The following is a 23,598-nucleotide window of genomic DNA, read 5'->3' as shown; positions in this document are numbered from 1 at the left end:
GTTATCTGCCGCGAGTGCGAGCCTCACGATTCGCGCCCGTTCATATGCTGCAGCGCCGCCCGGCGGTATTCGCCGGGAGTGATCCCGCATATTTTTTTGAACATGCGGATGAACGAATTGACGTTCCGGTAGCCGACCTCGGCCGCCACCTCGCCGATGAGTATAGGGTCCGCGGAGCCAAGCAGTTCCTTCGCCTTGCTCATGCGCAGTGCGTTCAAGTAATCGGTGAAGGTCATCCCGGTTTTGTCGCGGAAATAGGTGGACAAATAGCTGCGCGACATTTGCAACTGATCGGCAACCGACTCGAGCGACAAGTCCTCGCGGTAATGGCTGACGATGTAGTCCAGCACGAAATCTTTGACCGGGTCGTGACGCGACTTCTTCTCCCGGACGAGCGCGCAGAGTTCCTCGATCATCCGCGCGAGCAGCCCCTCGAGCTGGCTCGCTTCGCTACACTTGCCGATCCGCTCAAGGGGCAAGTGATGCTCGGCAAAAAGCTTCGTATCGAGCTGGTAAAACAGCAGCGTCTTCTCGATTTTCGCGGCGATTTCACGGGCGAACAGGGCGAACCGATGGGCACTAGCGCCCTTCTCCTCGAGGCGGCGCATGGTTTTGCCGAGCAGCTCCAGCGCGCGCTCTTGTTCGCCGGCTTGCAGTTGTATCGACAGCTCCTGATCGTCCGCAGGGGCGATAAGCAGATCGGTCGACGGTGCCGAAACGCTTGTGATGATCTGCGTTTCCGCCGCGAGCCGGCGCTCCAGCAGCATGCGACAAGCCTCCTCGTAAGCGGAGGAGAGCTCGCCTGGACGGCACGACTGCGGATATACGGCGGCCGTCAGCAGGAACAGCTCCCGGTCCCGGTCCGCCATTACTTTCAAGCCGCCGAGGACGTCCAGCAGCGCTTCGTGGGAAGTTTCGCCTCCGACGAGCGTCATCACCTGGTCGCTCTCCACTTGCAGCGTGGTCGATTCGGGGAAGCTTTGGCCGATCTGGAGAGCGATCAGCTCCCGGATATAATAGGAGGCCTTCTCGCGCTCCTCGCCGCTCAGCGCGTCGAACCGGTCCGTGAACGTCAGTCGGAACAGCAGGAGCCGGAACGGCTTGTCGGTGTCGATCAGCTCGTTCAGACTTTTCTGCTGCATATTTTTTACCCGGCTTAAATAACCGTAAGATTTGAGCAGATCGTTCTTCAGATCGAGCCGGTTGCGGATATCCCGCTCGGAGCGCACGATGGCGTCGATTTGATCGCTGATCCAGTCCAGCTCGCGAATGTTGCTTTTTGCGAGCTGCAGGGAGCCCGGCTTCTGGAAGCCGGAAATGATTTTGCGAATCGGGCGGTTGAACTTGATGCTGAGCGCGACCGACAGCAGGAAGCCGATCAGCAGCGCGCAACCCAGCACGACGGCAAGCACCGTGTTTAGCCGCGATACTTGGCTCGCTATGTGCGAGAAAGGGACGATGTTGATATAGGTGAAGCCGGTGTCGGCGCCTTTTCGGTAAAACAAGTAATCGTCGCCGATGCGTTTGTGACCTTCTGTGGGCGGCAGCGCGATGTTATTCAAGTCGTCGTGATTCGCCGGATCGCCGTTTCGAAACAGCGGCTTGCCGGCCGAATCGAGGATGAGAAACGCGCCGCCGGAGGACACATGGAACCGATCGAGCAGACTTCCCGCATCGAGAAAGGAAAGGATCGTGTAGGAGCCGGCCTGCACCGCGATCGGAAACAAATTGCCTTTATCTGCGACGCCGTTGACCGGAATATCGGAATAAAACCGCGCCGCCGGATAAAGCCGGAACGCAGACGTATTTCCCGGCAGCTCCTTCGCCCAGAACGCCGCATCGTAGCCGGGGCTGGCGTATTGCTTGACGAACAGCTCCGCTGTGTTCCCCGTGCCGTTTTTCTCGAGAAAGTACGGGCGGTTCGGGGCGTAGATGAGGATGTTGTTCAGAAATAACAGCGGATTGCCGGTCAAGGTGCGGATTTGCTCGATCGCCTGCGCGGCGACGGTGTAATTGTAGGCGTCCGCGCTTTTGTCCAGCGCCGCGATCGGTCGGCTGAGGCCAAGCTGAAGCAGGTTAATTTCGATCAGGCCGAAATGCTTTTCATAACTCTCGACCGATTTGGCCAGACCGAGCATATTGTAGCTGACAACGTCTTCATGGACGTTCGTTTTGAAGAAAGCGAATGAGAACAGATTGAAGGAAAGCAGCAGGACGATCAGCAGCAGGAACGATGAAAGCAGTTTGACGAATAACGAGTTCCACTTAAGCGAGAACGGCAGACGTTTCATCATGAGTAATTCCTCCTAATATGATCGATATACAGTAATCGATTTCCTTCACAACCATTATAACGGCCGTCTGTTTTGCCGGTCAACGGCGGAAATGAGGCCACAGCGAAACCGTTTTCAATATGACAATCACATAAGGGGTGCCAGCGATGACGAATCAAAACAAAATGTGGCGGGCGGCAATAGGCTGCTTGCTCGGAGCTAGCCTGTTAACGGCATGCGGAAGCAATTCGGGGGATGGGAAAGCAGGAAACGGCAGCCAGCCGGCCGCTCCGGAGGAGCCGAAAGCAAACGCGGAGCCGGTCGAGCTCGTATTTCAGGACCAGGGCGGTGCGGGCGAGGAAGTTTTCAACCAGTCGTACGGCTCCTACATCCGCAAAAAATTCCCGAACTACACGATCAAATACATTCAGTCGGCAAAAGGCACGACGCTCCAGGACCTGATCGTGGCCGGTCAAACCGTCGATATTTTGATTGCGGGCATTAACGGCATGCCGGACCCGCTGTTCGGACTCGATATGAAGTTCGATATGACCGATCTGGTCAAAAAGCACGGCGTCGATCTGGGCAAGTTCGAGCCGACGCTGATCGACGGCATCAAAACGATGGGCGACGGAAAGCTTTACTTCCTGCCGGTGACCAATCTGGTGCAGATTATGTTTTATAACAAAGGCATTTTCGATAAGTTCGGCGTTCCGTATCCGAAGGACGGCATGACCTGGGACGAGGTAGGCGAGTTGAACCGGAAGATGACCCGCAGCGAAGGCGGCTTGTCTTATTTGGGTTACTCCGCCTCACCCGCCCATATTCTCAACATGAGCCAATATTCGATGCCGCTGTTCGATCCGAAAACGAAAAAGCCGATGCTGACCGACGAACGGTGGGGGAAGGCGTTTGAGACGTATTTCCTGAACAATGCCACGGCGGGTTACAAGGAATGGGCGACCGCGAAGAAAAAGCTGCCGTATTACACGGAGATGACGTCCTCGCAGGAGCTGGCGATGATGGTGTTTAATTCGCAGTTTCCGTTCGACGGCCCGCAATACGTGAAGGATATCGACTGGGACCTCGTCTCGCTTCCCGTGCTGAAAGACAAGCCGAAGGTCGGATCGCAGGCGAATCCGAAGACGTTCGCCATCACCAAAACGTCGAAAAACAAAGACGCGGCGATGGAAGTGATCAAATATATGATTTCGCCGGAAATGCAGATGAACTATTCGAAGCAGGGGTACATGACCGTTCTGAACGACGATGCGATCAAAAAGGCGATCGGCTCGGAGAGCCAGCATAAAGGGAAAAACTGGAGCGCCGTTTACTACAACAGCCTGGCTCCGATGGCGTACAAAAGCATCTACGATACGAAAATTTTGTCGTTCTTGACGCCGAACGTGCTTAAGGTCGTCACGGGCGAAACGGATTTGAACAGCGCCATCCGCAGCGCGCAGGAGCAGGCGGAGAAATATTTGGAGAGCGAGATGAAGAAATAGGCGGAAGGGTGGTCCGGCATGGGACGGAACAGGCTTGCGAATTTTGCGCAGCGGCTTGCGTTTATGATAGCGGTTGGCTTGCTGCTGGTGGCATCGGCACCGCCGCTCGCGACCCCGTACGGCTCGGACTGGACGTACGTTTCATCGACCTTCACTGCGGTCCCTGGCGCAGCCAAGGCGATGCTTTACTTCGGCATTTTGGAGGACAGCTTCGGCGGCTCGGTTTGGTTGGATGATGTCGTCATCGAGAAAATCGTCGAGTAGGCGAAGCGAAGAGACTGCCGGTAACTTGTGGAGCGGTGTAACCCGGTCCGTACAGCAGACCGGCAGTTTCTGTCCGCTTCGACTTGCCCGATCTGCGGCGGTGGAGCGAGGACAAGGAATCGTGAGGAAAAGTATGGAATATAATCCTACGACGAAAGGGGAGGGGCAATTGAAAAGAGCCGTCTGGATCGTTGTTGGTATATTCCTGCTTATTGGTATTGGGGGGGCGATTGCTTTGTATGTGAACTGGAATGAAAGAGGCCGGTATTTGGTATACGAGGGAGAAGCGAGGGCGGTAATTGTCCGGCAGAACGGAGCGATCGGCAAGGAGTCGATAGACGAACTGCAGGCGCGGATTCGCAAGGCGACCGGCGTGAGCTTGCCGATCGTCGAGGCGGAGCAGGTGGAAAGTCTGCAGTTACCGGAAACGCATGTGCTGATCCTCGTAGGGCCCGGACCGATGACGGAAGCGCTGGGCATTCGCGGCAGCGACTTCGACAAGGAAGCTTACCGGGTGGCAGCCATCGGGGACAAGCTTGTTTTGACGGGGGCGAGCAATGCGGCGATTTTTTATGCGACGAGTTATTTTCTGGACGAATATTTAGGTGTCCGCTATTTGTGGCCGGGCGAGCTTGGCACTTATGTGCCGAGGTGCGATACGATCGCCTTGCCGGCGGTTGATGTGACGCGGCGGCCCGAAGCGGAGCAGCGGCGGCTGCGGGCAAGCGACACCGGTCCGGACACGGTGCGCTGGATGAACGCTCATATGATGGGCAGCCGCAGCCAGTTTGCCTTCGGCCATGCGTTTACGGAGTGGTACGAGAAATACGGGAAGGAGCATCCCGACTATTTTGCCCAGCCTCCCGCCGGCGAGCGGCAAGTGCTGCCCGAGCGGGTCAAGCTCGATCTGAGCAACGAAGCGGTCGACGAGGCGATTATCCGCGAATGGCGGGCGGCGGGGACGCCGGACAATTGGAACGTATCGCCTAATGACGGAAGCGGCTTTTGCGTCAGTGCAGGCTGTCTCGCGATGGACGAGCCGCCCGGTCAGTCGATCGAGGCGATCTGGAGAGCCGACGGCAACCTGACTGCGCGTTACGTGAAGTTTTGGAACCGACTGCTCGGGAAGATGCGTGCGATCAATCCGAAGGTCACGCTGTCGACCTATGCCTACAGCTCGTACAAGGAGCCGCCGCAGGGGGGATTGAGGCTGGGCGAAGGGATGGTGATCGGCTTTGTCCATACGTTCCAGGCGTTCGATCAATGGAAAGGCTGGAGCGATGCCGGTGCGAAGCTGTTCCTCAGGCCGAACTGGTGGCATTCGGGTGCGATCGCGCCGAATCTGATGCTGCATGCGACCGGTGACTACTTCAAGTTCGCCCGGCAAAACGGCATGATCGGCTTTGACTTCGACAGCATTATGGGTTATTGGGGGACTCAGGGGCTTAACTATTATTTGATCGCCCGGTTATCCGTCCGCCCGGAGCTTTCCGTAGACGATGTCATAGACGAATATGCGTCCGCCTTCGGCAAGGCGAGCTCCGCCATCCGGGACTACATCCGCTACTGGGAACGCTTCTCCGTGGAGACGGCGTACAACGTATCCGCCGGAAATGGCGCAACGATCGACCCGGCCGGCCGGTTCGAGGCGGTAGTGAAGCAATACGATCTTCCCTCCTCCCCGCTGAACAGCGGCTGGTATACGCTCCCTTATTTGTATATCGACTCGGTCATGCAGGAGGCCTACGCGTATCTCGACCGCGCCGACAAAGCCGCATCCGCCGACGAAGCTGAAGTGCTGGAGCGCATCGCTTTTTTGCGCGAAGGGCTGCGGCATTTGGAGCTGACCCGCGAGGTGGTCCGCTACGGCTACGAGAAGACGCGTCCGGCCGGAGCGACGCCGGAGCAATTCAAACGGATGAGCGAAGAGCTGGACAACTACCGGAAACAAATCGCGTCCAGGCAGGTCATCTGGTATGACGCCTTGAAGGCGTCGGAGAAGCAGCGGGATATTCCGACCGTGCCGGAACGTACGAAGGGCTGGAATACAAGCAAGCCGGGCGGTTCGAGCGGAGCAGAGCTGGACGAGGCTTTTCGCGGGTTGTAAGCTTAATACAGTTTTATTTTTTAACAAAAAATCAGCCCTGAACCGGTTACGGTCAGGGCTTTGTTGCAGTATGTAAAGAGGGGAACGTGAGGGTACCCGTCCGTTCAGTAGCTTTTGTTCGTAGGAGCAGGGCTGTTCATCTCGGCAGGCGTTCCCTTAATCTCGGGGGAAGCGTTACCATTACCGCCGACTTTTGGCGGTTCGGACTTGCCTGTGGCTGCACTAGAAGAGGAGCCACTGCCGCTCAGGCTGGGCGCTGAAGCGCCGGCCGCCGGGTCGGTTTTACCTGAGGTGCTGCCTCCTGCGCCGGAAGCGGCGGTCCCGCCCGAACCGGTCTTGCCTGCGCCGCTGCCGCCGTTACCGGTAGTTGCACCGGTGGATGCGCTGCTGCTGCCCGTACCGGGCGCAGAAGAGCCGGCTGCCGAGTCGGCTTTGCCTGTGGAGCTGCCGCTGTTGCCTATGGCAGCTCCGGAAGACGAGCTGCTACTGCCCGAGCTTGGCGTAGAAGCGCCAGCCGAGTCGTTCTTGCCTGCAGAACTGCCGCTGCTGCCGCTGCCGCCCGAGCCTGGCGCGGTCACTCCCGTCGAGCCGGCCTTGCCGCCTGTCGTCGACGACGGAGCCGTCCCGGCTTTGGCGTCACCGCCGCCGGCTGCCGTTCCCGTCGCTCCGCCGCTTGTCGCCGTGCCGGTGGAGCCGGCTGGCGTCGTCGCCGGCTTGGACGTGCCCGTACTCGTCGCGGGCTTGCTCGCGCTTGTGCTGGCCGGCGGCTTGGCAGCGGCGCTGCCGGAGCTACCCGTAGAAGCGGAGCTGCCGCTTGTTCCCGTAGACGTCGCATTGCTTCCGCGGGCTGCCGTCTCGCTTCCACGGGTGCTGCTGTCCGCCTTCGTGTCGCCGCTATCCGGCTCGTCCGCATCCGCTACGGCCGTTCCCGTCGCGCCGAGCTGCTCCTTGACATACTTTTGCAGCTTCGCCGGATTGACGGTGAGCACCGAAGCGCCCCCGATATTTTCTTCGTCCAGCAAATTCGATGGCGGGACTTGCACCCCGGTCACGCCGTTCGCTTTCACTTCAAAGCCGAGCGAAGCGAGCTTGATCATGTCGGAGATGGACATATTGGTCGTAATGTACGGATCGATCTTGTTCAGGATGCTCGGCAATCGCAGAATCGAAGACGTCGTTTGCATCTCCTCGGCGACGGCCGTCATAAATTTGCGCTGGCGTTCCGTCCGCGCATAGTCGGACAAGGCGTCGTGACGGAAACGGACGTATTGGAGTGCCGTTTTGCCGTCCATATGCTGCAATCCTTTTTTCAGATTGATGTCGAATTCCGGCTCTTCCGAATCCCGGTACTTCATATCCTTCTCGACGTCCAGCTCGATGCCGCCGATCGCGTCCACAAGCGCCATGAATCCCTGGAAGTCGGTGTACACATAATATTGAATCGGCAGCCCGAGCAGGTCGCCGGCCGTTTTCATCGCCAAGTTCGGTCCGCCCAGCGAAAAGGCGGTATTGATCCGGTCCTGGCCGTGCCCGGGAATTTTCACATACGTATCGCGCAGGATCGAGAACAAGGCCGCTTTTTTCGTTACCGGATCGACCGATGCGATCATGATCGTGTCCGACCGAGGTGTATCGTTTTTGGTTGTTCCGCGGGAGTCGGCGCCGAGCAGCATAATGTTGACCCGCTCCTTGCCCTCCCATTTCGGCGGCGCCTCTTCCTTCTGGCTTGTATTTTGCGTCGTGAATTGGGTGAAGAACGGCTCGTCCTTCTTCTCCTGAATATGATTGCCGAATTGGTACAACGAATATCCATAATAGCCGATGACGCATAAGATGACCGCCGTGCAGGACAAGGCGATCCATTTCACTTTTCGCCACATGCGCTTATTACCACTCCTTCTGGTCCCGGTTCTTTTCCCTCGCCCGTTATATCGTGGTATCATAAACATGAAACGCCTAAGGTAGCCGCCTAAATTTCGTGAAAGTTCAACAAAGTTAATGTGTCCAAAATGCGGAGCCTTATAAGTTCGATTATAAGGGCGGGAGGAAGACGGCTGCAAGTGTAGCCCTTACGGGGCCAAGGCACAGGCGGCAATAGTCTTGATCCCGGCGCCGCGGTTTTCCGCCGGGTAGAACCTTTCGCAGCGAGAGTCGAGAACGGGCTGGTTTTGTCGGAACGAATTGGTTTTTGCGGAACTTCCCCTTTTTACAGACGGGGGAATGTGCCAAAAAGTTCATGTTTTTCTGCAGAGGATCTGAAACGGGAAGAGATACGGGGGGGGGGGAAGCTTGTGCCTGAGCTGGCAATAGGACAACCGGCGCCGGACTTTACGCTGCCGGCATCGACGGGCAAACGGATTACGCTCAGCGGTTATTTGGGGAAGAAAGTCGTGCTGTTTTTTTATCCGCAGGATATGACCCCGACTTGCACGGCGGAGGCTTGCGATTTCCGCGACGGGATCGGCCGGTTTCGCAGAAACGGAACGGTTGTGCTCGGCATAAGCCCGGACCCGCTGAAGCAGCACGCCAAATTTGCGGAAACCTACGAGCTGCCTTATCCGCTGTTGTCGGACGAAGAGCTGCAGGTGTGCAACCTGTACGACGTCTGGAAACTGAAAAAATTGTACGGCCGCGAATATATGGGCGTGCAGCGATCGACCTTTCTGATCGATCGAGAAGGCAGGCTTGTCAAGGAGTGGCGCAACGTAAGGCTGAAGGGGCATGTCGAGGCGGTGCTTGCCGCAGCCAAAGAATTGGAATGAAGGCCGGCTGAAGCGGCTGCATTTCGTCTACGGGGTCATCTGTGTGGTGATTTTTAAAAGAATGAAGCTTTCGATATCCGAAGGCTTTTTCTTTTTTTTGGCGCAGGCTCGTCCCGGTCATACTCGATTCGCTCCTACCATATACTCTATCTGCAAGCGAAAAAAACGATAGACATGTTCGGAGGGAAAGTCATGCGGTCTTATATTCCGTTATTGCTTGTTTGTCATCTTGTCTTTGCCGCCCTCCTGACCTTGCTTCCGGCGCAAACGCTCGCGGCCGGCGGCCCGTTCGGGCAAGAGGATACCGCCGTATTCGAGTCGCTGCAAGCGGGCCGGAAGATCCCCGATCCCGGCGTGTACGAGGCGCCTGCGGAACCGACCGTCTTTTTGACGTTCGACGATGGACCAAGCGAGCATACGGGGGCCGTGCTCGATCTATTGCGTCAGGAGGACGTTCCGGCTACGTTTTTCGTGCTCGGACAGAACGTATCGTCGCATGTCGAGCTGCTAGGGAGAATGGTACGGGAAGGGCACGCGGTCGGCAATCATACGTTCGATCATGTATACGATAAATTGTATGGCAGCTTTGCCGAGTTTTGGAGACAGACACAGCTCACCGAAACGGCGCTGGATAGCAAAGCCGGCATTCAGACGCGGCTTCTCCGAGCGCCCGGTGGAACGTATACGAACTTCGACGGCGCTTACTTCTACTTATTGGAGCAGGCGGGTTACATCGTCCATGACTGGAACGTGGACAGCGGAGATTCGAAGCGAAAAGGGGTACCGGCCAAAGAAATCGTAGCGGGTGCAACCAATCTGTCCTCCACCAAAAAAACGCCGAATGAAATCGTCGTCCTGATGCATGACGGGGCGGGACACGGCGAAACGGTCAAGGCGCTGCCGGAAGTGATCCGGTTTTACAAGGAGCGCGGCTACAAGTTCTCCTCGCTGTCGCCCGCCGTACAGCCGATTCAGTCGCCGCTGGGCAAGCTGAAATGGAAGCGCGGCCTGGCTCTGACCGATTATACGCGCTGGCTGGCTGCCGCTAGGGAACATTCAGCCCTTTATGCGGAGAAGCCGGTTATGGAAACACTGCCTGCGGATACAGCTGCGGAAACACGGGAGGGGACGGTGGACGAATCAGCGAGTAAAGCGCCTCTGCCGTTGCCTCCGCTAACATTGGATGTTTCGGGCCGGGCGGTAACCTTTACGGGGAACGGTTACTCCATGCGTGGAGATAAGCTTTACATGCCGCTGCGCGATATAGCCGAGGCTATGGGAGCTTCCGTCGAATGGCGGGGCAGCAGCAGCGTTGCCGTATTGAAGCTCGGAATGAGAGAAGTGATCTATGATCTGCCCCACCGGTTCATTACCGTATCGGGCCCTGGCAAGCCGGATAAACGGATGAATCTTGCCGATATCAGTCTGATCGATAGCCGACTGATCGTTCCTCTGTATACGGCAGTCGAACTGCTGGGGGGAGAGATCGGCAGTGACTCGAAGGGCGGGGATCACAGGGAGGTCCGGATCGAGCTGCGTCCCGGCTATCCGCTTGCCTTTGCTCCTACATTCAGCTTTGTTCCTCCGAATTCTTTGAAAAAATAATAGATTCCGCGTCTAAATCGGTAGAGCGGCGGGAAAACTGAAACTATCAAAGTTTCAACGGGAGGTTTTCCCTATGCTTCCAGGTCGCGGTACTCCGCTGCCGTTTGACTCGCGTCAACCATTTGTAGATATGATCGTTCATCAAGTAGAGAAGGCGATTGTCGGAAAAAGAGAAAGCATCGAGCTCGCCGTTATCGCATTTTTGTGCGGCGGCCATATGCTGCTGGAAGATGTGCCCGGCGTCGGCAAAACGATGCTGGTCCGGGCTTTGGCCAAAACAACGGGCGTGACGTTCAAGCGGATTCAATGCACGCCCGATCTGCTGCCGTCCGACGTGACCGGTGTGTCCGTCTTTAACCAGCAGACCGGCAGATTCGAATTCCGGCCCGGCCCGATTATGGCCGGTATCCTGCTCGCCGACGAGATGAACCGCGCCTCGCCGAAGACGCAGTCGGCGCTGCTTGAGGCGATGGAGGAAAGGCAAGTCACGGTGGACGGCGAGACGTACCGGCTGCCGGAGCCGTTCATGCTGCTCGCTACGCAAAATCCGATCGAACACGAAGGAACGTATCCGCTTCCGGAGGCGCAGCTCGACCGCTTTCTGCTGAAAATCCGGCTCGGCTATCCGGAGGAGCGGCACGAGGTGGAGATGCTCGGCCGTCTGTCGGAGCGCAGTCCGCTGGACGACGTGAAAACGGTACTGCTCCGCGAGGAGTGGGTCCGGCTCCAGCAAGAAGCGCGTCATGTTCATATCGACGAAGCCGTCAAGCAATACATTGTCCGGCTTACTTCGGCTACGCGCACGCACAAGGATGTTGCGCTCGGGGCAAGTCCGCGCGCTTCACTTGGGCTGATGCGAGCCGCTCAAACAAAGGCGTTTTGCTCCGGGCGCACCTATGTCGTGCCGGACGACGTGAAGTCGCTGGCGGTTGCCGCGCTGGCTCATCGTCTCGTGCTGCAGCCCGAAGCGCGGTATACCGGCAAAACGGCTGATTCGATTGTGAACCAGCTCCTTACGGCTGTTTCCGTACCGGCCGCGCAGACGGCTGCCGGAGGTTCGCGATGAGACGGCGGTCCGGCTGGGGCAATTTTATCGTGGTCGCGGTGTTATGCGCGGGCTGTTACGGACTTGCCGAATGGCGCGGCGGCTATTCCGCCTTCTTCTTATTTTATGGAACCGCCGTTATGCTGGCGGCTGCCGTCGTTCTGCTCGGGTTCGGCACGCGCCGTCTGCAAGCGGAACGGCTGCTTTCGGAGTACCGTTTTTTTGCAGGCGACGACGCTCATGTGCGGGTATACATCAGCCGCAGTTTGCCGGTGCCTTTCGGCTGGATGATCGTCTCCGATGTATGGACAGACGGCACTGCGGAATACCGTCACAGCCGGCTTTTGTTTCCGGGCTTTAAGCGTGACATCCGCTTTCGCTATAAGCTGAACCGGGTGGCAAGAGGAAGGTACCGGTTTGTCCGTCTTGAGGTGGACGCCGGAGATTTTCTCGGTCTGCTGCGCAAAAGGGTGACGCTTGCGGCGGAAACGGAGTTCGCCGTTTATCCGAAACCGCTGGCGCTCCATTTCTATGCGTTTGGCGGCGAACCGGATTCCGACCATGCGGCGTCCGTCTTTCGGCTTGAAGCCCGCTTGACCCCTCTTGTCACTTCAGTTCGCGACTATGCGCCGGGTGACCCGCTGCACCGTATACATTGGAAAGCGACAGCGCGCACCGGTTCGCTGCAAACGAAGATGAGCGACCCTGCCGAAGCGCAGCGGCTGGCCATTTTGCTTGATCCTTCCCACCCGGGTTATGCGGGCGGAGAAGGAGCCGCCCTGTTCGAAGCAAGCGTGCGCGCCGTGGCCGCCCTGCTCGAATGGACGGTCAAGGAAGGCGCGTACGCGAGCCTGCACGCGGGGGGTGATCAATCGCTGCCGTACGCTCGCCGGTACGATCTGCTCGACGCATATGAGCTGCTAAGCGGCGCGCGGAGCAGCGGCAGCGTCTCGGGAGCGGACATGCTGCTCCGCGAAGCAACGGGAGGGCCGGGCGGCTGCGCGGTCGTGTTCGTCACGGCGGCGCTCGACGAGCGGCTCGCTCACGCGGCCCGCACGCTGACGGCAGGCCGCCGCAGATTGACCGTCTGGCTGATGTGTTTGAGCCGGGAGACTGCCTTGAGCGAGCATCAGCGCCGTTTAATCGGCGAGCTGGAAAACTCGGGCGGGCGGGTCGTTTTGCTGCGGGCGCCGAAGGCGTCGCTTGCGGACGAGGGAGGTGCGGAAGATGTTATCGCCTGAACGATCGCTGCTTCGCGACGGCGTCGCCTCCGTGCTGCTGTACATGCTGCTGCTCGAATGGCTGCGTCCGCTGCTGGATATGTCGGAGTGGAGCGGCGTTTACGAGATCAGCCCGTTTATGATCGCTTTCGGCTTGTTCGTCGCCGTAGACTGGCTGAGGCTCTCGCCCTGGCTCGCCTGGCCGGTTAAAGTCGCCGTCTGCATCGGAATGGTCGTTATTTTGTTCGATGCGGCTTCACCCGGCTTGCATGGTCTGCTTCGGTACGCCGAGCTGACCAAGAAGGACGCGGTGGCGCTGGCGGATCAAGACTATGGCGCGATCAGTCCGGATAATCGGACGATGCTGTTTTTGCTCGGCTGGTCGATGATGATTACAGTTTTCTACGCTTTGGTCGTGGAGCGGGGAACGGCGCTCTGGTTCGTTGCCGCTACGCTGCTTTATTTGCTTGGGCTTCAGCTGTGGCCGGGCCTGAACACGTCGGGTGCGATCGTTCGCACCGTCTGGTTCGGCTTTCTGCTGACAGGCTTGCAGCAGCTTTCGCGGCTGGAACACCGGTTCTCGCTCCGCCGCCGGGGCGCGGGCTGGCCGCTCGCCTGGCTCGTATCCGTCCCGCTTCTGCTCGCCTCCGCAGTGGCGGCCGGGCTCTGGCTGCCGCCGGCTGCTCCTTCCGGCGCGATGCGGCCGCTCGACACCTCGCTGCTCGCCGAGCGGTTCGCCGCCTGGGGCGGAGGCGACTTCGGCACCGATGCACCCGGCAGCGGGACGGCTTCCGCCGCGCGAACCGGCTACGGCGGGGACGATACGCTGCTCGGGGGGCCGGTCCGTCTTGACGATGCGGTCGCGTTTACCGCCATGACCGAAAAGCTGACGTATTGGCGCGGGGAAGCCAAGACCTTTTATACCGGCAAAGGCTGGGAAGCCGGCGGCGCTACGGATGAAACGGACAGTCCGCTGCCGCAGCGCGCGATTTTGCAGGAGGTTACCGTTGTCGACCCGAGTTTGGCCGGACGCCTGTTCGCGGGCGGACCTGTCACGAAGATCGAGGAGCTGGTCACCCGAAGCGGGAAGTCGTTATCTCCGGTTGATTCGGTGGTGAATGTGCACGGCGTTTATATGCTCGCCGAACCGGACGCGAAAGATCCGCTGCGGCGGTACATGCTTCGGGTTTCGGTTCCGGAGGACGAGGGTTCCGCGACCGGGGCGAAGCCGCAGCAAGCCTCTGTAGAGGAGGCAGGTACGGCGGCGAATGGCAGCGGGGAGCCCGCAGATGCTGCCGCCTCGGCCGAGACGGAGCCGCAGCGGGGCAAGTTCGCGCCGGAGCTTCAGCTTCCGGCCGGGCTGCCGGTCCGCGTGAAGGTGCTCGCCGAGACGGTGGCGCTGACAGGCTCCAGCACAAGCGATTATGACCGGGCCAAAGCGATCGAAGCTTATCTCCGGACGAACTACCGCTACAAGCTTGATGTGGCGGCTCCGCCGAAAGAGATGGAAGACTTCGCCGATACGTTTCTGTTCGAGAGCAAGGAAGGATATTGCGACTATTTCTCCACCTCCATGGTTGTTATGCTGCGTTCTATCGGCATCCCGGCGCGATGGGTCAAAGGGTTTTCCTCCGGCGAGGTGACGGACTGGGCCGGAACCGGCGGCGGGGACGCGGGATTGACGCAGGTAACGGTACACAACCGGAACGCCCATTCCTGGGTCGAAGCGTACATAGCGGGAAGCGGCTGGACGACGTTCGATCCGACCCCCGGCAATACGCTCTCGGCATCCGGCGGATCGTCCGGCGCGGAGTCCGTGTTCGCATCGGCCCAACCTTCGGGTGCGTTGTCCGCCCCGGTTAAGCCGGACTCAAGCGCGGGCTGGGCCGGCTCGCTCATGCAGTGGAAGCAGAAGGCGCGGGAGCGGCTGACGCCCGCTTGGCTGAGCAGCGGCGAATACGGGCCTCGGCAGCTGTGGCCGGCCGCTGCGCTGCTGCTTGCGTTTTCGCTAGTCTTATGGGGCGTTTACCGTCTTGTCCGTGCGCGGGACGGCAGCGCGGAAGGTTCGCTATCGCTCCGTTATGCCGCCGGAGACCGGGCGGGGGCTTACCGCGCTCTCGATAAGCTCTGGCGGGCTCTGTTCCGCCGGCTTGGCCGCAAACAGCCGTCCTCGACCGTCCGCGAGTATGTCGAATCGCTGCCGCTGGCGGAAATCGGCAAGCGGGACGCGCTGCTCGATTTCGTTAAGCAGTACGAAGCGGTCCGTTACGGCGGCGAACCGCTGCCCCGTTCGGCGAAACGGAATTTGAAGGAGCTGTGGCGGAAAATCAAGTCGCGGTAAAGTTTAACTACATATAGCGTTAAGCGCGTTAAACCGGAACATGGAGGCATGTCCGGTTTTTTGCTGTTAATTCCGCCGAAACCAATCGGAACTTGTTCCGTCTACATGTTTAGGAGGGGAAGCTTCATGATTGCGATTTACAACGACCCGAAGGGAGAGGCGTACCGGCGGCTAGTCGATTATGCCGTCCGGCATTCCGCAACGTTCGCTTTGGCCGAACGGGAGTATAGGGAGCTGAGCGAAACCTGCGCCTACGTTTTCGAGGCGCTGAGACCGTACTTGATCCGCTCCCGCAGCTGCGAAAGCTTGCTCGGAACTTCGGCGATCGCCTATACCCGCGAAGGGACGATTTATGTGTACCGCTGCTGCCCGGAAGCGGCGGACATTTTGAAGACAGCCTCGCCCAGTCTGTTTGCCTGGCAGCATCCGCAACTGCCGGAAGATTTGACCTTCATGGACGAGGAAGGTCGCGATTGGTTGATGAACGTGGCTCACGAACAGAGTGCGAGCCTAAATATCGAGGAGGAAGAGGCGAAGCGGCTTTCGGAGGAAATCGACGGCTTGTTTCTGACTGGAGAATTCAATCGCTCGCTGGACGCTATGATTCGGGATGCAATCCGGCATAACGCGGAGAAGCTGTATATCGAGGGCTACGGCATCGATCGGATTCCCGAGGAGGTCGGGCTGATCCGATCGCTCACGACACTATCGATCTTCGAGGATGAGGTGACCCGGCTGCCGGGCAGCTTGTTCGGCCTTGAGAATCTGGAGCATCTTCGCGTAAATACCGCCGATCTGGACGAAATTCCGGCCGCTATCGGCAAGCTGAAAAACCTGAAAATGCTGGAGATCAGTTGCGGCTGCTATAGGAGGCGCGAGCCGGGCCAGCCGATTATCGATAACGCCGACGTGGGCGTGAAGCGTCTTCCCGCCGAAATTGGTCTTCTATCCAAGCTGGAAATTTTAGTCGTTAACTATACGGCCATCGACGCGCTGCCCCCGGAGTTTACGCAATTAACAGCCCTGAAGTATGCGGATCTGGCCCGTAACCGGTTCGACTCCGTCCCGCCGGAACTGGACAATTTGCCGAACCTGATGCATGTCTATATGGGTCAAAATTGGGTCGATGTCAGAGGCCAGTGGCGGCATTGGGAGCAGGCGCTCGGCCTGGCGGGCGGGCATTATGAACGCGGTGGCTGGCTCATCCGGCAGCAGCTTGGCGAGAGGAACGAAACCGAATACGTACTCGAGCTGGAGTGGAATCCGGCGGGCCGCAGCGGCGCCGGGGCAGGTGAGGCAGCAACGGGCGCAAATGAAGACAAGGACGAGGAAAACAACCTGCCGGGCAAGGTGCTCGTCAGCGTGAACGTATACAGCGGACAGCTCCGCTCTTACATCATCGTACGCAGCGGGGAGTGGTTTGACGCGGCAGCGGAGCGCCTTCGGCTTGCATCGGACGAGCTGGAAGCGGCCGCTCTGAATTGGATCCATGCCCATACCGACTACCGGGCTTGGAATAATCGGCTGCAATTCGTACGTACTTCCGAATCGGGCGAGCGTATCAGCGCGCAGTTCCGCGAAACGGCCGTAGACGGGATTCGCCTCTATCCGCCGAACCTTGTCAGCGTCGATATGCTGATGGATGGAACGGTTATCGGTTATTCGTCAATCGGGGCTTCGGCGCTGCATAGCGTTATCGATGAAGGAACCCGGTATCCCGCTCCGGGGGAAGACGCTATTCGCCGTGCGGCTTACGAGTCTTTTTGCCGCTTTTCCGTGCCCGGTCGATCGGATGGGGGCGAAGAAGATCGGGCCACCGTTCGCTGGATGTACGGCATCGAGGAAACGTTCGTCGACTTCTGCAAGGGGGAAACGATTCCTTATGAACTATCGACCCGCCATTTCGGCGAGCCGCCGCTGAACCGTCCCCTCGTTTGGACCGAACTAGAACGGCAAGAGTCTGATGTGCCTCTGGCCGCCGATCCGGCCAAGCCCGGTGAACGACTCCGTCGTTTCATCGAAGGAACGGAAAGCCGCTCTTTATGCGTCGATTGGCAGGCGAAGCATCCGGATAGCCTTCCCGTAGACGAAACGGAAGCGGAGCAGGCATTCGCCGCGGTTCGGGCCTGGATGATGCGGAATAAGCCGGACGACTCGGGAAGATGGCTGCTGAACCGGCTTACCCGCCATAACGGGATGTTCGTCGCATCCGTCCGAAGAGCGGAAGAGGAAGGTAAGCCCGGTATGTTCGGCAAAATCAATCTGCTGCTCGAGCCCGGCACCTACGGTTTGATCGATGCGATAGAGCTGCCCGCTCCTCCGAAAGTACCGGTGCCCGAGCTACTTGCGCCGGAAGAAGCTTTTGCCCGCATAGCGGACAAGCTGCTGTGCACGCCTTACTACGTATGGGACCGCGCTGCGGACTGCTACCGCTATATGCATTTGCTTGACTGCGATACGTTTGTCGACGGTCTGAGCGCAGAAACGGTGCGCAGACTGTAACGCATCAATCCAATTTTTACAAAAACGCTCCCGCTACGCCGTTCAGCCTTTTTCCTTGCCTTGCGTTTCCGCGTTTTATATAATATTCTCTATTGAAAACGAATGAAAATCGGAAGCGAGACGCTTCAAGGAGGCTTTTATGAGCAAGCCGAACGAAATGATTGTCGTATTGGACTTCGGGGGTCAGTACAACCAGCTGATTGCACGCCGTATTCGGGATTTGGGCGTGTATAGCGAACTGTTGCCTTTTAACACATCGGTGGACAAAATCCGTGAGCTTGCGCCCAAAGGAATTGTTTTCTCCGGCGGACCCGCCAGCGTGTATGAAGAAAATTCGCCGAAGGTCGATCCGGCGATTTATGAGCTTGGTCTTCCGATCATGGGCATATGCTACGGCATGCAGCTGATGGCGTATCAATTGAATGGCAAGGTCGACAAATCGAGCAAGCGCGAATACGGCAAGTCGGATGTTGAATTCAAGGATAACTGCCGGCTGACCGAAGGTCTTGAAGCGAAGCAGACGGTATGGATGAGCCACGGCGACCACGTATCCGAGCTGCCTGCCGGCTTTGTCGTCGACGCGAGTACGGAACATGCGCCGGTTGCGGCCATGAGCCACCCGGACAAGCAGTTTTTTGCCGTTCAATTCCATCCGGAAGTGCGACATTCCGTTCACGGCAACGAAATGATTCGCAATTTCTTGTTTAATGTCTGCGGATGCACCGGAGACTGGACAATGGAATCGTTTATCGAAGACACGATCCGCGAAATCCGCGAGCAGGTCGGCGACCGCAAAGTGCTGTGCGCCCTCAGCGGAGGCGTCGATTCCTCGGTAGTGGCGATTCTGATCCATAAGGCGATCGGACCGCAGCTTACCTGCATGTTCATCGACCACAACCTGCTCCGCAAAGGCGAAGCGGACAGCGTCATGGAAACGTTCGTCGGCAAGTTCGACATGAAGGTCGTCAAGATCGACGCCCGCGAACGGTTTATGTCCAAGCTGAAGGGCGTGGACGATCCGGAGAAGAAGCGCAAAATTATCGGCAATGAATTCATTTACGTGTTCCAGGAGGAGTCCGCCAAGTTCGACGACTTCGAATTCCTCGCGCAAGGAACGCTGTATACCGATATCGTCGAAAGCGGAACGGCTACGGCCCAAACGATCAAGTCGCACCATAACGTCGGCGGTTTGCCGGAGGACATCAAGTTCAAGCTGGTCGAGCCGCTGAAGGCGCTGTTCAAGGACGAAGTGCGTAAAGTCGGTGAGGAGTGCGGGCTGCCGGAGGAAATCGTATGGCGTCAGCCGTTCCCGGGGCCGGGACTTGCCATTCGCGTACTCGGCGAGGTGACGGAGGAGAAGCTGCACATCGTGCGCGAATCCGATGCCATTTTGCATGAGGAGATCGCCAAGGCTGGCCTGAAACGCGAAATTTGGCAATATTTCACCGCTCTGCCGAATATGAAGAGCGTCGGCGTCATGGGCGACGGGCGGACGTATTCGCACACCGTCGGTATTCGTGCCGTAACCTCGATCGATGGGATGACCGCGGACTGGGCGCGCATTCCGTGGGATGTGCTGGAGAAAATCTCCGTACGTATCGTCAACGAAGTCGAGAACGTCAACCGTGTGGTGTACGACATCACATCCAAGCCGCCAGCGACGATCGAGTGGGAATAAAATAAATTTCCGCTTGAAACCAAACGTCATTTCCCCCGTATACAACTAGGAAAACTGAATCGTGCTTAAATCGGAGGAGCCTGTCACCAGGGCCATGCTATGTTCGCATAGCGGCTGTGGTTTGACGGGCTCTTTTTGTGTCCGCGGCTTCTCCGGAACCGGCTGGCATGGCGCGGGCCGATTTTGCAAATTCTAACGTATCGGAAGAGGGGGACTCGTATGCTTATTTTACAAATTGCTATTATCCTGCTTGCATCCAAGATTGCAGGGGATGTGAGTGTCAAACTGGGACAGCCGGCCGTGCTAGGCAAGCTGCTGATCGGCATCGTGCTCGGACCTACCGTGCTCGGCCTTGTGAACAATACCGAGATGCTCCAGGAGCTTAGCCAGATCGGCGTCATCCTGCTCATGTTTATCGCCGGGCTCGAAACCGATACGCAGCAGTTAAAGCAAACGGGCAAAGCTTCCGCTTTCGTCGGAATCGCCGGTATTGTGGTGCCGTTCTCCGTCTGCTTCCTGGCGGGTTATATGATGGGAATGTCTACGATCGAATCGATCTTCCTAGGACTGCTCATGTCCGCAACGAGCGTCAGCATCTCCGTACAAGCGCTCAAGGAGATGGGCAAACTCAAAACGCGCGAAGGCGCGACCATTCTAGGAGCGGCAGTTATCGACGATATTCTCGTCGTAGTCGCGCTTGCGTTTGTGATGAGCTTTGCGGGCAGCGATGTAAACCTCGGCGTTGTTATTTTGAAAAAAGCCGCTTTTTTTGTAATCGCGATTTTGGCGGCGTGGAAGGCGGTTCCGTGGCTGTTAAACAAGTTTGCGCCTCTGCGCGTAAGCGAATCGCTCATCTCGGCTGCACTCATTATCTGTTTCTTTTACGCTTATTTCGCGGAATATACGGGCGTGGCCGCCATTATCGGCGCCTATATCGCTGGACTTGCGATCAGCTTGACCCGGTTCCGGCACGAGGTTTTCGAAAAGGTGGAGACGATCAGTTACTCGCTGTTCGTACCGGTCTTTTTCACTTCGATCGGCGTTTCGGCCGAATTTGGCGGTATCGGCAAAAACATCGGGTGGATCGCCCTGCTCAGCGTCCTGGCCATCGCCTCGAAGCTGATCAGCTCCGCTATTGGCGCGCGTTTGGCCGGCTTTCCGAACCGGTCTGCGCTCGGTATCGGCGCAGCTATGGTTTCGCGCGGAGAAGTCGCTCTGATCATCGCGGCGATCGGCCTGGAGGCGGGGCTGCTGAATCGGGATATGTTCGCGGTGCTGGTCGTCGTTGTCCTGATTACGACTTTGGTCACACCTCCGATGATGAAGGCGCTGTTCGCCCGTCCGAAGGGGCACGAAAGCGCAATGAAAACGGATACTTCCGAATGAATGATTCGTTAATTAAAAATAATGTTCGGATTTATATTGACAGCGCTCGACAAATGCTTTTAGAATATGGGTGAATAACAACATACTGTTTCGTATAATCTCAAGGATTGGCTTGAGAGTCTCTACGAGATCACCGTAAATGATCTATCTACGAAAAGGGAACCTTTAACGATGCGTCTGCCCTGCGCGCGGGAGGGCGCATCGGTATAACGATTCCCTGGGAGTGGAAACCTAGATGATGATCACGGATCATGTCGGGTTTTTTTGTTTTTCCGCGAGGGATGCGGAAAACTCCCCGCCGAGCTTTTGTTATTCCAAGTAGAAGTTTATTTTATTTGGGAGGCACAGAAAACGGATGGATCGTCTTTTTAGGCTCAGAGAAAACGGCACTACCGTTCGAACCGAGATTATTGCCGGTTTGACCACATTCATGACGATGGCGTACATTTTGTTCGTCAACACGTTATTTTTGGGAGAAGGCGGGGCAGGCATTCCGAATCACGGCGTCTTTTTCGCTACGGCGGTCGGCGCTGGACTCGTCACGCTCGCTATGGGATTTTTCGCGAATATCCCGGTTGCTCTTGCGCCAGGTATGGGGCTTAACGCTTACTTTATGACCGTGGTTCTGACCTCGAACGGTCAGATTACTTGGCAGATCGCCCTCGGCGCCGTCTTTTTGTCCGGTATTATCTTCATCATTCTGACCGTGACGAAAGTGCGCCAAATGCTGCTCACAGCGGTTCCGAACAACTTGAAGGTGGCCATTACGGTAGGGATCGGGCTGTTCGTTACGATCATCGGCGCGAAGCTGTCCAATCTGATGATGGTGAGCGTCAATCCGGGAACGGACGTTGTCAAAACGCCGATACTGAATTCCAATCAATTCAATATCGTTCTGGGCAATTTCATTCACAATAAAGACACGGCTCTCGCCTTGATTACTTTGTTTATTATCGCCGTACTGATGGTACTTCGCGTAAAAGGCGCGCTGCTCATCGGTATCGTGGTGGGTACCCTGATCGGGATTCCGATGGGCGTCACGAACGTCAGCGGCTTGTCCGGCGCAAGCTGGCTGCCTTCCTTCGACGATCTGGCTGTCGGTAAAATGGACCTCGCCGGCGCGTTCGGAGTCGGGATTATCGAGATCATCCTGATCTTTACGTTCGTCGAATTGTTCGATACGTTCGGCACGCTCGTCGGTACGGCCAATCGCGCCGGGCTGCTGAAGGACAAGCAAAAAGGCGAAAAAATTATCGGCAAGGCGATGCTCGTCGACGCCGCGGGCGTCAGTACCGGCGCCCTGCTCGGAACAAGCACGATCACCGCATTCGTCGAAAGCTCCAGCGGCGTGGCGGAAGGCGGCCGCACTGGCCTCACAGCCGTTACGACGGGTGTATTGTTCCTGCTCGCGCTGTTCATCGCTCCGCTCGCGCTCGTCGTTCCGTCGGCCGCTACGGCTCCGGCATTGATTATCGTCGGCGTGCTGATGATGGCCCAGGTGAAGGAGATCGACTGGAGCAACTTCCTTGAAGCGTTTCCGGCGTTCCTGACGATCGTGATGATGCCGTTTACGAACAGCATCGCTAACGGCATTTCGTTCGGTATCGTTTCTTACACGGTATTAACTGCGCTGCACAATATGATTTCTTCGAAGAAAACGCCGATTCACTGGCTGATGTGGATCATAAGCATACTGATTGTGCTCCGGTACGCTCTGCTCGGCGGAGAGTAAGGGCATAACGAAACCCCCAGAAGATCGAATGGAATTCGGTCGTCCGGGGGTTCGTTCTTATTTGTATTGATACCGTTCCAACACTTCTTGCTTGAGAAGCCGGTAAGCTTCGAGTCGATGTTCCAGTTCTTTTTCGCGCCGATCGGTACCGTCGACGTTGAATTTTCCCTGATGGGAGGCGGCCACCCAGTAGGCTTGTTGATTTTCTGCCCACACCAAGTAGAATATATAGGTTTTTCCGGCTTCGGCTTTTCGGTAGTCCCCGATCGGATACTCGGTTTGGCCGGGAGCGAACAGCCCGCCGTTATCTGTAAGATAAGTCGGCTCCAAAATGGTGAGAGTATGCTTGTCGGTGCTGCGAGTGTCCTTCCGCAACCACCTGTTGACTTGGACTTCCGTAACCATCACCTTATAATCGACAGGGGTGCGGCTGCTCGTAATATGGCGGGGCAACGTACGGGAAGTGACGGTGCCTTCGATAACGAGGACATCCGGAATGCTCTCCAGTTCCAGAACATGATTGTATGGAATGACCCATTCGCGGGAAGAAGTCGCTTGAACCATTATTTGCCGATCTTTCACGATATAAATGACTGCGAGCAGCAAACAAAGGACGACTACGGACGATGCGGTTATCAGGACGGATTTGTTCATCGGGAGCCTCTTTTCATACGTCGGGAAATAGATCTAAAATCCATATGTAAATAGTATATGGGATAAAATGGTTTGTGCATATCGCAATATTCAGCAAACGACAGCGATTATTTCGGTAAGACTTGCATCGATCGGATTAATTTGTTATAGTTATTTTCGCCGCTTAAAACGGCATCGCATCAACACTTCAAAAGTTTACGAAAAAAAAGCTTGCATTGAAGATTGCGGATGTGGTATATTAAAGAGGTCGCCGCTTAAAACCAGTTAAAACAACGGTAGAGAGCGACACTAGATTTGCTCCTTGAAAACTGAACAACGAGCGTGCAAGTGAAGGTCTCGCAAGAGACCACAACAAGCTAGTCAAGTAATGAGCTATCGGCTCATCTAATAAGGTTTCACCTTTTTGGAGAGTTTGATCCTGGCTCAGGACGAACGCTGGCGGCGTGCCTAATACATGCAAGTCGAGCGAATCCTTCGGGGTTAGCGGCGGACGGGTGAGTAACACGTAGGCAACCTGCCCGTAA

General features: G+C 57.2%; 14 protein-coding genes, 1 rRNA gene, 1 pseudogene and 1 riboswitch. Of the genes and pseudogenes, 13 read left to right on the top strand and 3 right to left on the bottom strand.

Features of this window, described 5'->3' with window-relative positions:
• Positions 1-23: 23 nt before the first annotated feature.
• A complete protein-coding gene (locus D7M11_RS29305; RefSeq protein ID WP_120750831.1) occupies positions 24-2,294 on the bottom strand; it encodes a helix-turn-helix transcriptional regulator in 2,271 nt (756 codons plus the stop codon).
• Between the two features lie 146 nt (positions 2,295-2,440).
• Between D7M11_RS29305 and D7M11_RS29300 the strand changes: the two genes are divergently transcribed.
• The 3 genes from D7M11_RS29300 to D7M11_RS29290 are packed head-to-tail and all read left to right on the top strand — an operon-like array spanning position 2,441 to position 6,149.
• On the top strand, positions 2,441-3,778 hold the full coding sequence (locus D7M11_RS29300; protein WP_120750830.1) for an ABC transporter substrate-binding protein: 1,338 nt from the start codon (positions 2,441-2,443) through the stop codon (positions 3,776-3,778).
• Between the two features lie 18 nt (positions 3,779-3,796).
• Positions 3,797-4,042 carry a hypothetical protein gene (locus D7M11_RS29295; RefSeq protein ID WP_120750829.1) on the top strand — a complete coding sequence of 82 codons (246 nt, stop codon included), beginning with the start codon at positions 3,797-3,799 and terminating at the stop codon, positions 4,040-4,042.
• A gap of 25 nt (positions 4,043-4,067) precedes the next feature.
• Positions 4,068-6,149: a DUF4838 domain-containing protein gene (locus tag D7M11_RS29290; protein WP_205127130.1), complete on the top strand. Its 2,082-nt coding sequence runs from the start codon at positions 4,068-4,070 to the stop codon at positions 6,147-6,149.
• Between the two features lie 809 nt (positions 6,150-6,958).
• Here the strand turns inward: D7M11_RS29290 and D7M11_RS38180 are convergent.
• Positions 6,959-8,029: pseudogene (locus tag D7M11_RS38180) on the bottom strand (LCP family protein); the annotation flags it as partial.
• A gap of 411 nt (positions 8,030-8,440) precedes the next feature.
• Between D7M11_RS38180 and bcp the strand changes: the two are divergent.
• The 9 genes from bcp (at position 8,441) to D7M11_RS29240 (ending at position 22,420) form a co-directional block, all read left to right on the top strand.
• Positions 8,441-8,911 (top strand): thioredoxin-dependent thiol peroxidase, encoded by a 471-nt coding sequence (gene bcp, locus D7M11_RS29280; protein ID WP_120750827.1) that lies wholly within the window; start codon positions 8,441-8,443, stop codon positions 8,909-8,911.
• A 192-nt stretch (positions 8,912-9,103) separates the two neighbouring features.
• Positions 9,104-10,516 (top strand): polysaccharide deacetylase family protein, encoded by a 1,413-nt coding sequence (locus D7M11_RS29275; protein WP_240041357.1) that lies wholly within the window; start codon positions 9,104-9,106, stop codon positions 10,514-10,516.
• Positions 10,517-10,589: 73 nt separating this feature from the next.
• The gene (locus tag D7M11_RS29270) at positions 10,590-11,582 is read left to right on the top strand and encodes an AAA family ATPase (RefSeq protein WP_120750825.1); all 993 of its coding nucleotides are present in this window, start codon (positions 10,590-10,592) and stop codon (positions 11,580-11,582) included.
• Positions 11,579-12,802 carry a DUF58 domain-containing protein gene (locus D7M11_RS29265; RefSeq protein ID WP_120750824.1) on the top strand — a complete coding sequence of 408 codons (1,224 nt, stop codon included), beginning with the start codon at positions 11,579-11,581 and terminating at the stop codon, positions 12,800-12,802. Before D7M11_RS29270 ends, D7M11_RS29265 begins: the two co-directional genes overlap by 4 nt.
• Complete coding sequence (locus tag D7M11_RS29260) at positions 12,789-15,122, top strand: DUF4129 domain-containing transglutaminase family protein (RefSeq protein ID WP_120750823.1); 2,334 nt, start codon at positions 12,789-12,791, stop codon at positions 15,120-15,122. The genes D7M11_RS29265 and D7M11_RS29260 overlap by 14 nt, the downstream gene beginning before the upstream one ends.
• A 126-nt stretch (positions 15,123-15,248) precedes the next feature.
• Entirely contained in the window at positions 15,249-17,624 is a 2,376-nt protein-coding gene (locus tag D7M11_RS29255; protein WP_120750822.1) for a leucine-rich repeat domain-containing protein, read from the top strand.
• A 139-nt stretch (positions 17,625-17,763) separates the two neighbouring features.
• Positions 17,764-19,302, top strand: a complete 1,539-nt coding sequence (gene guaA / locus D7M11_RS29250) for a glutamine-hydrolyzing GMP synthase (RefSeq protein ID WP_120750821.1) — start codon at positions 17,764-17,766, stop codon at positions 19,300-19,302.
• A 219-nt stretch (positions 19,303-19,521) separates the two neighbouring features.
• The gene (locus D7M11_RS29245; protein ID WP_120750820.1) at positions 19,522-20,688 is read left to right on the top strand and encodes a cation:proton antiporter; all 1,167 of its coding nucleotides are present in this window, start codon (positions 19,522-19,524) and stop codon (positions 20,686-20,688) included.
• A gap of 70 nt (positions 20,689-20,758) precedes the next feature.
• Positions 20,759-20,859, top strand: a riboswitch (purine riboswitch).
• Positions 20,860-21,043: 184 nt separating this feature from the next.
• Positions 21,044-22,420, top strand: coding sequence for an NCS2 family permease (locus tag D7M11_RS29240; protein WP_120750819.1), 1,377 nt, complete (start codon positions 21,044-21,046; stop codon positions 22,418-22,420).
• Between the two features lie 57 nt (positions 22,421-22,477).
• Here D7M11_RS29240 and D7M11_RS29235 read toward each other — a convergent pair whose 3' ends face one another.
• A complete protein-coding gene (locus D7M11_RS29235) occupies positions 22,478-23,074 on the bottom strand; it encodes a hypothetical protein (protein ID WP_120750818.1) in 597 nt (198 codons plus the stop codon).
• 400 nt (positions 23,075-23,474) lie between these two features.
• On the opposite strand from D7M11_RS29235, the gene D7M11_RS29230 reads away from it, so the two are divergent.
• A 16S ribosomal RNA gene (locus D7M11_RS29230) occupies positions 23,475-23,598 on the top strand; the annotation flags it as partial.

The sequence above is a fragment of the Paenibacillus ginsengarvi genome (assembly GCF_003626695.1).
Lineage (GTDB): Bacteria > Bacillota > Bacilli > Paenibacillales > NBRC-103111 > Paenibacillus_AB > Paenibacillus_AB ginsengarvi.
The sequence above is the reverse complement of the archived record's forward strand: the minus strand, read 5'-3'. Positions and strand labels throughout refer to the sequence as shown.

Bases quoted from the DNA above. Each gene is read 5' to 3' on its own strand.
- D7M11_RS29305 (WP_120750831.1), bottom strand. From the start codon at position 2,294: ATGATGAAACGTCTGCCGTTCTCGCTTAAGTGGAACTCGTTATTCGTC.
- D7M11_RS29300 (WP_120750830.1), top strand. From the start codon at position 2,441: ATGACGAATCAAAACAAAATGTGGCGGGCGGCAATAGGCTGCTTGCTC.
- D7M11_RS29295 (WP_120750829.1), top strand. From the start codon at position 3,797: ATGGGACGGAACAGGCTTGCGAATTTTGCGCAGCGGCTTGCGTTTATG.
- D7M11_RS29275 (WP_240041357.1), top strand. From the start codon at position 9,104: ATGCGGTCTTATATTCCGTTATTGCTTGTTTGTCATCTTGTCTTTGCC.
- D7M11_RS29270 (WP_120750825.1), top strand. From the start codon at position 10,590: ATGCTTCCAGGTCGCGGTACTCCGCTGCCGTTTGACTCGCGTCAACCA.
- D7M11_RS29265 (WP_120750824.1), top strand. From the start codon at position 11,579: ATGAGACGGCGGTCCGGCTGGGGCAATTTTATCGTGGTCGCGGTGTTA.
- D7M11_RS29260 (WP_120750823.1), top strand. From the start codon at position 12,789: ATGTTATCGCCTGAACGATCGCTGCTTCGCGACGGCGTCGCCTCCGTG.
- D7M11_RS29255 (WP_120750822.1), top strand. From the start codon at position 15,249: ATGATTGCGATTTACAACGACCCGAAGGGAGAGGCGTACCGGCGGCTA.
- guaA (WP_120750821.1), top strand. From the start codon at position 17,764: ATGAGCAAGCCGAACGAAATGATTGTCGTATTGGACTTCGGGGGTCAG.
- D7M11_RS29245 (WP_120750820.1), top strand. From the start codon at position 19,522: ATGCTTATTTTACAAATTGCTATTATCCTGCTTGCATCCAAGATTGCA.
- D7M11_RS29240 (WP_120750819.1), top strand. From the start codon at position 21,044: ATGGATCGTCTTTTTAGGCTCAGAGAAAACGGCACTACCGTTCGAACC.
- D7M11_RS29235 (WP_120750818.1), bottom strand. From the start codon at position 23,074: ATGAACAAATCCGTCCTGATAACCGCATCGTCCGTAGTCGTCCTTTGT.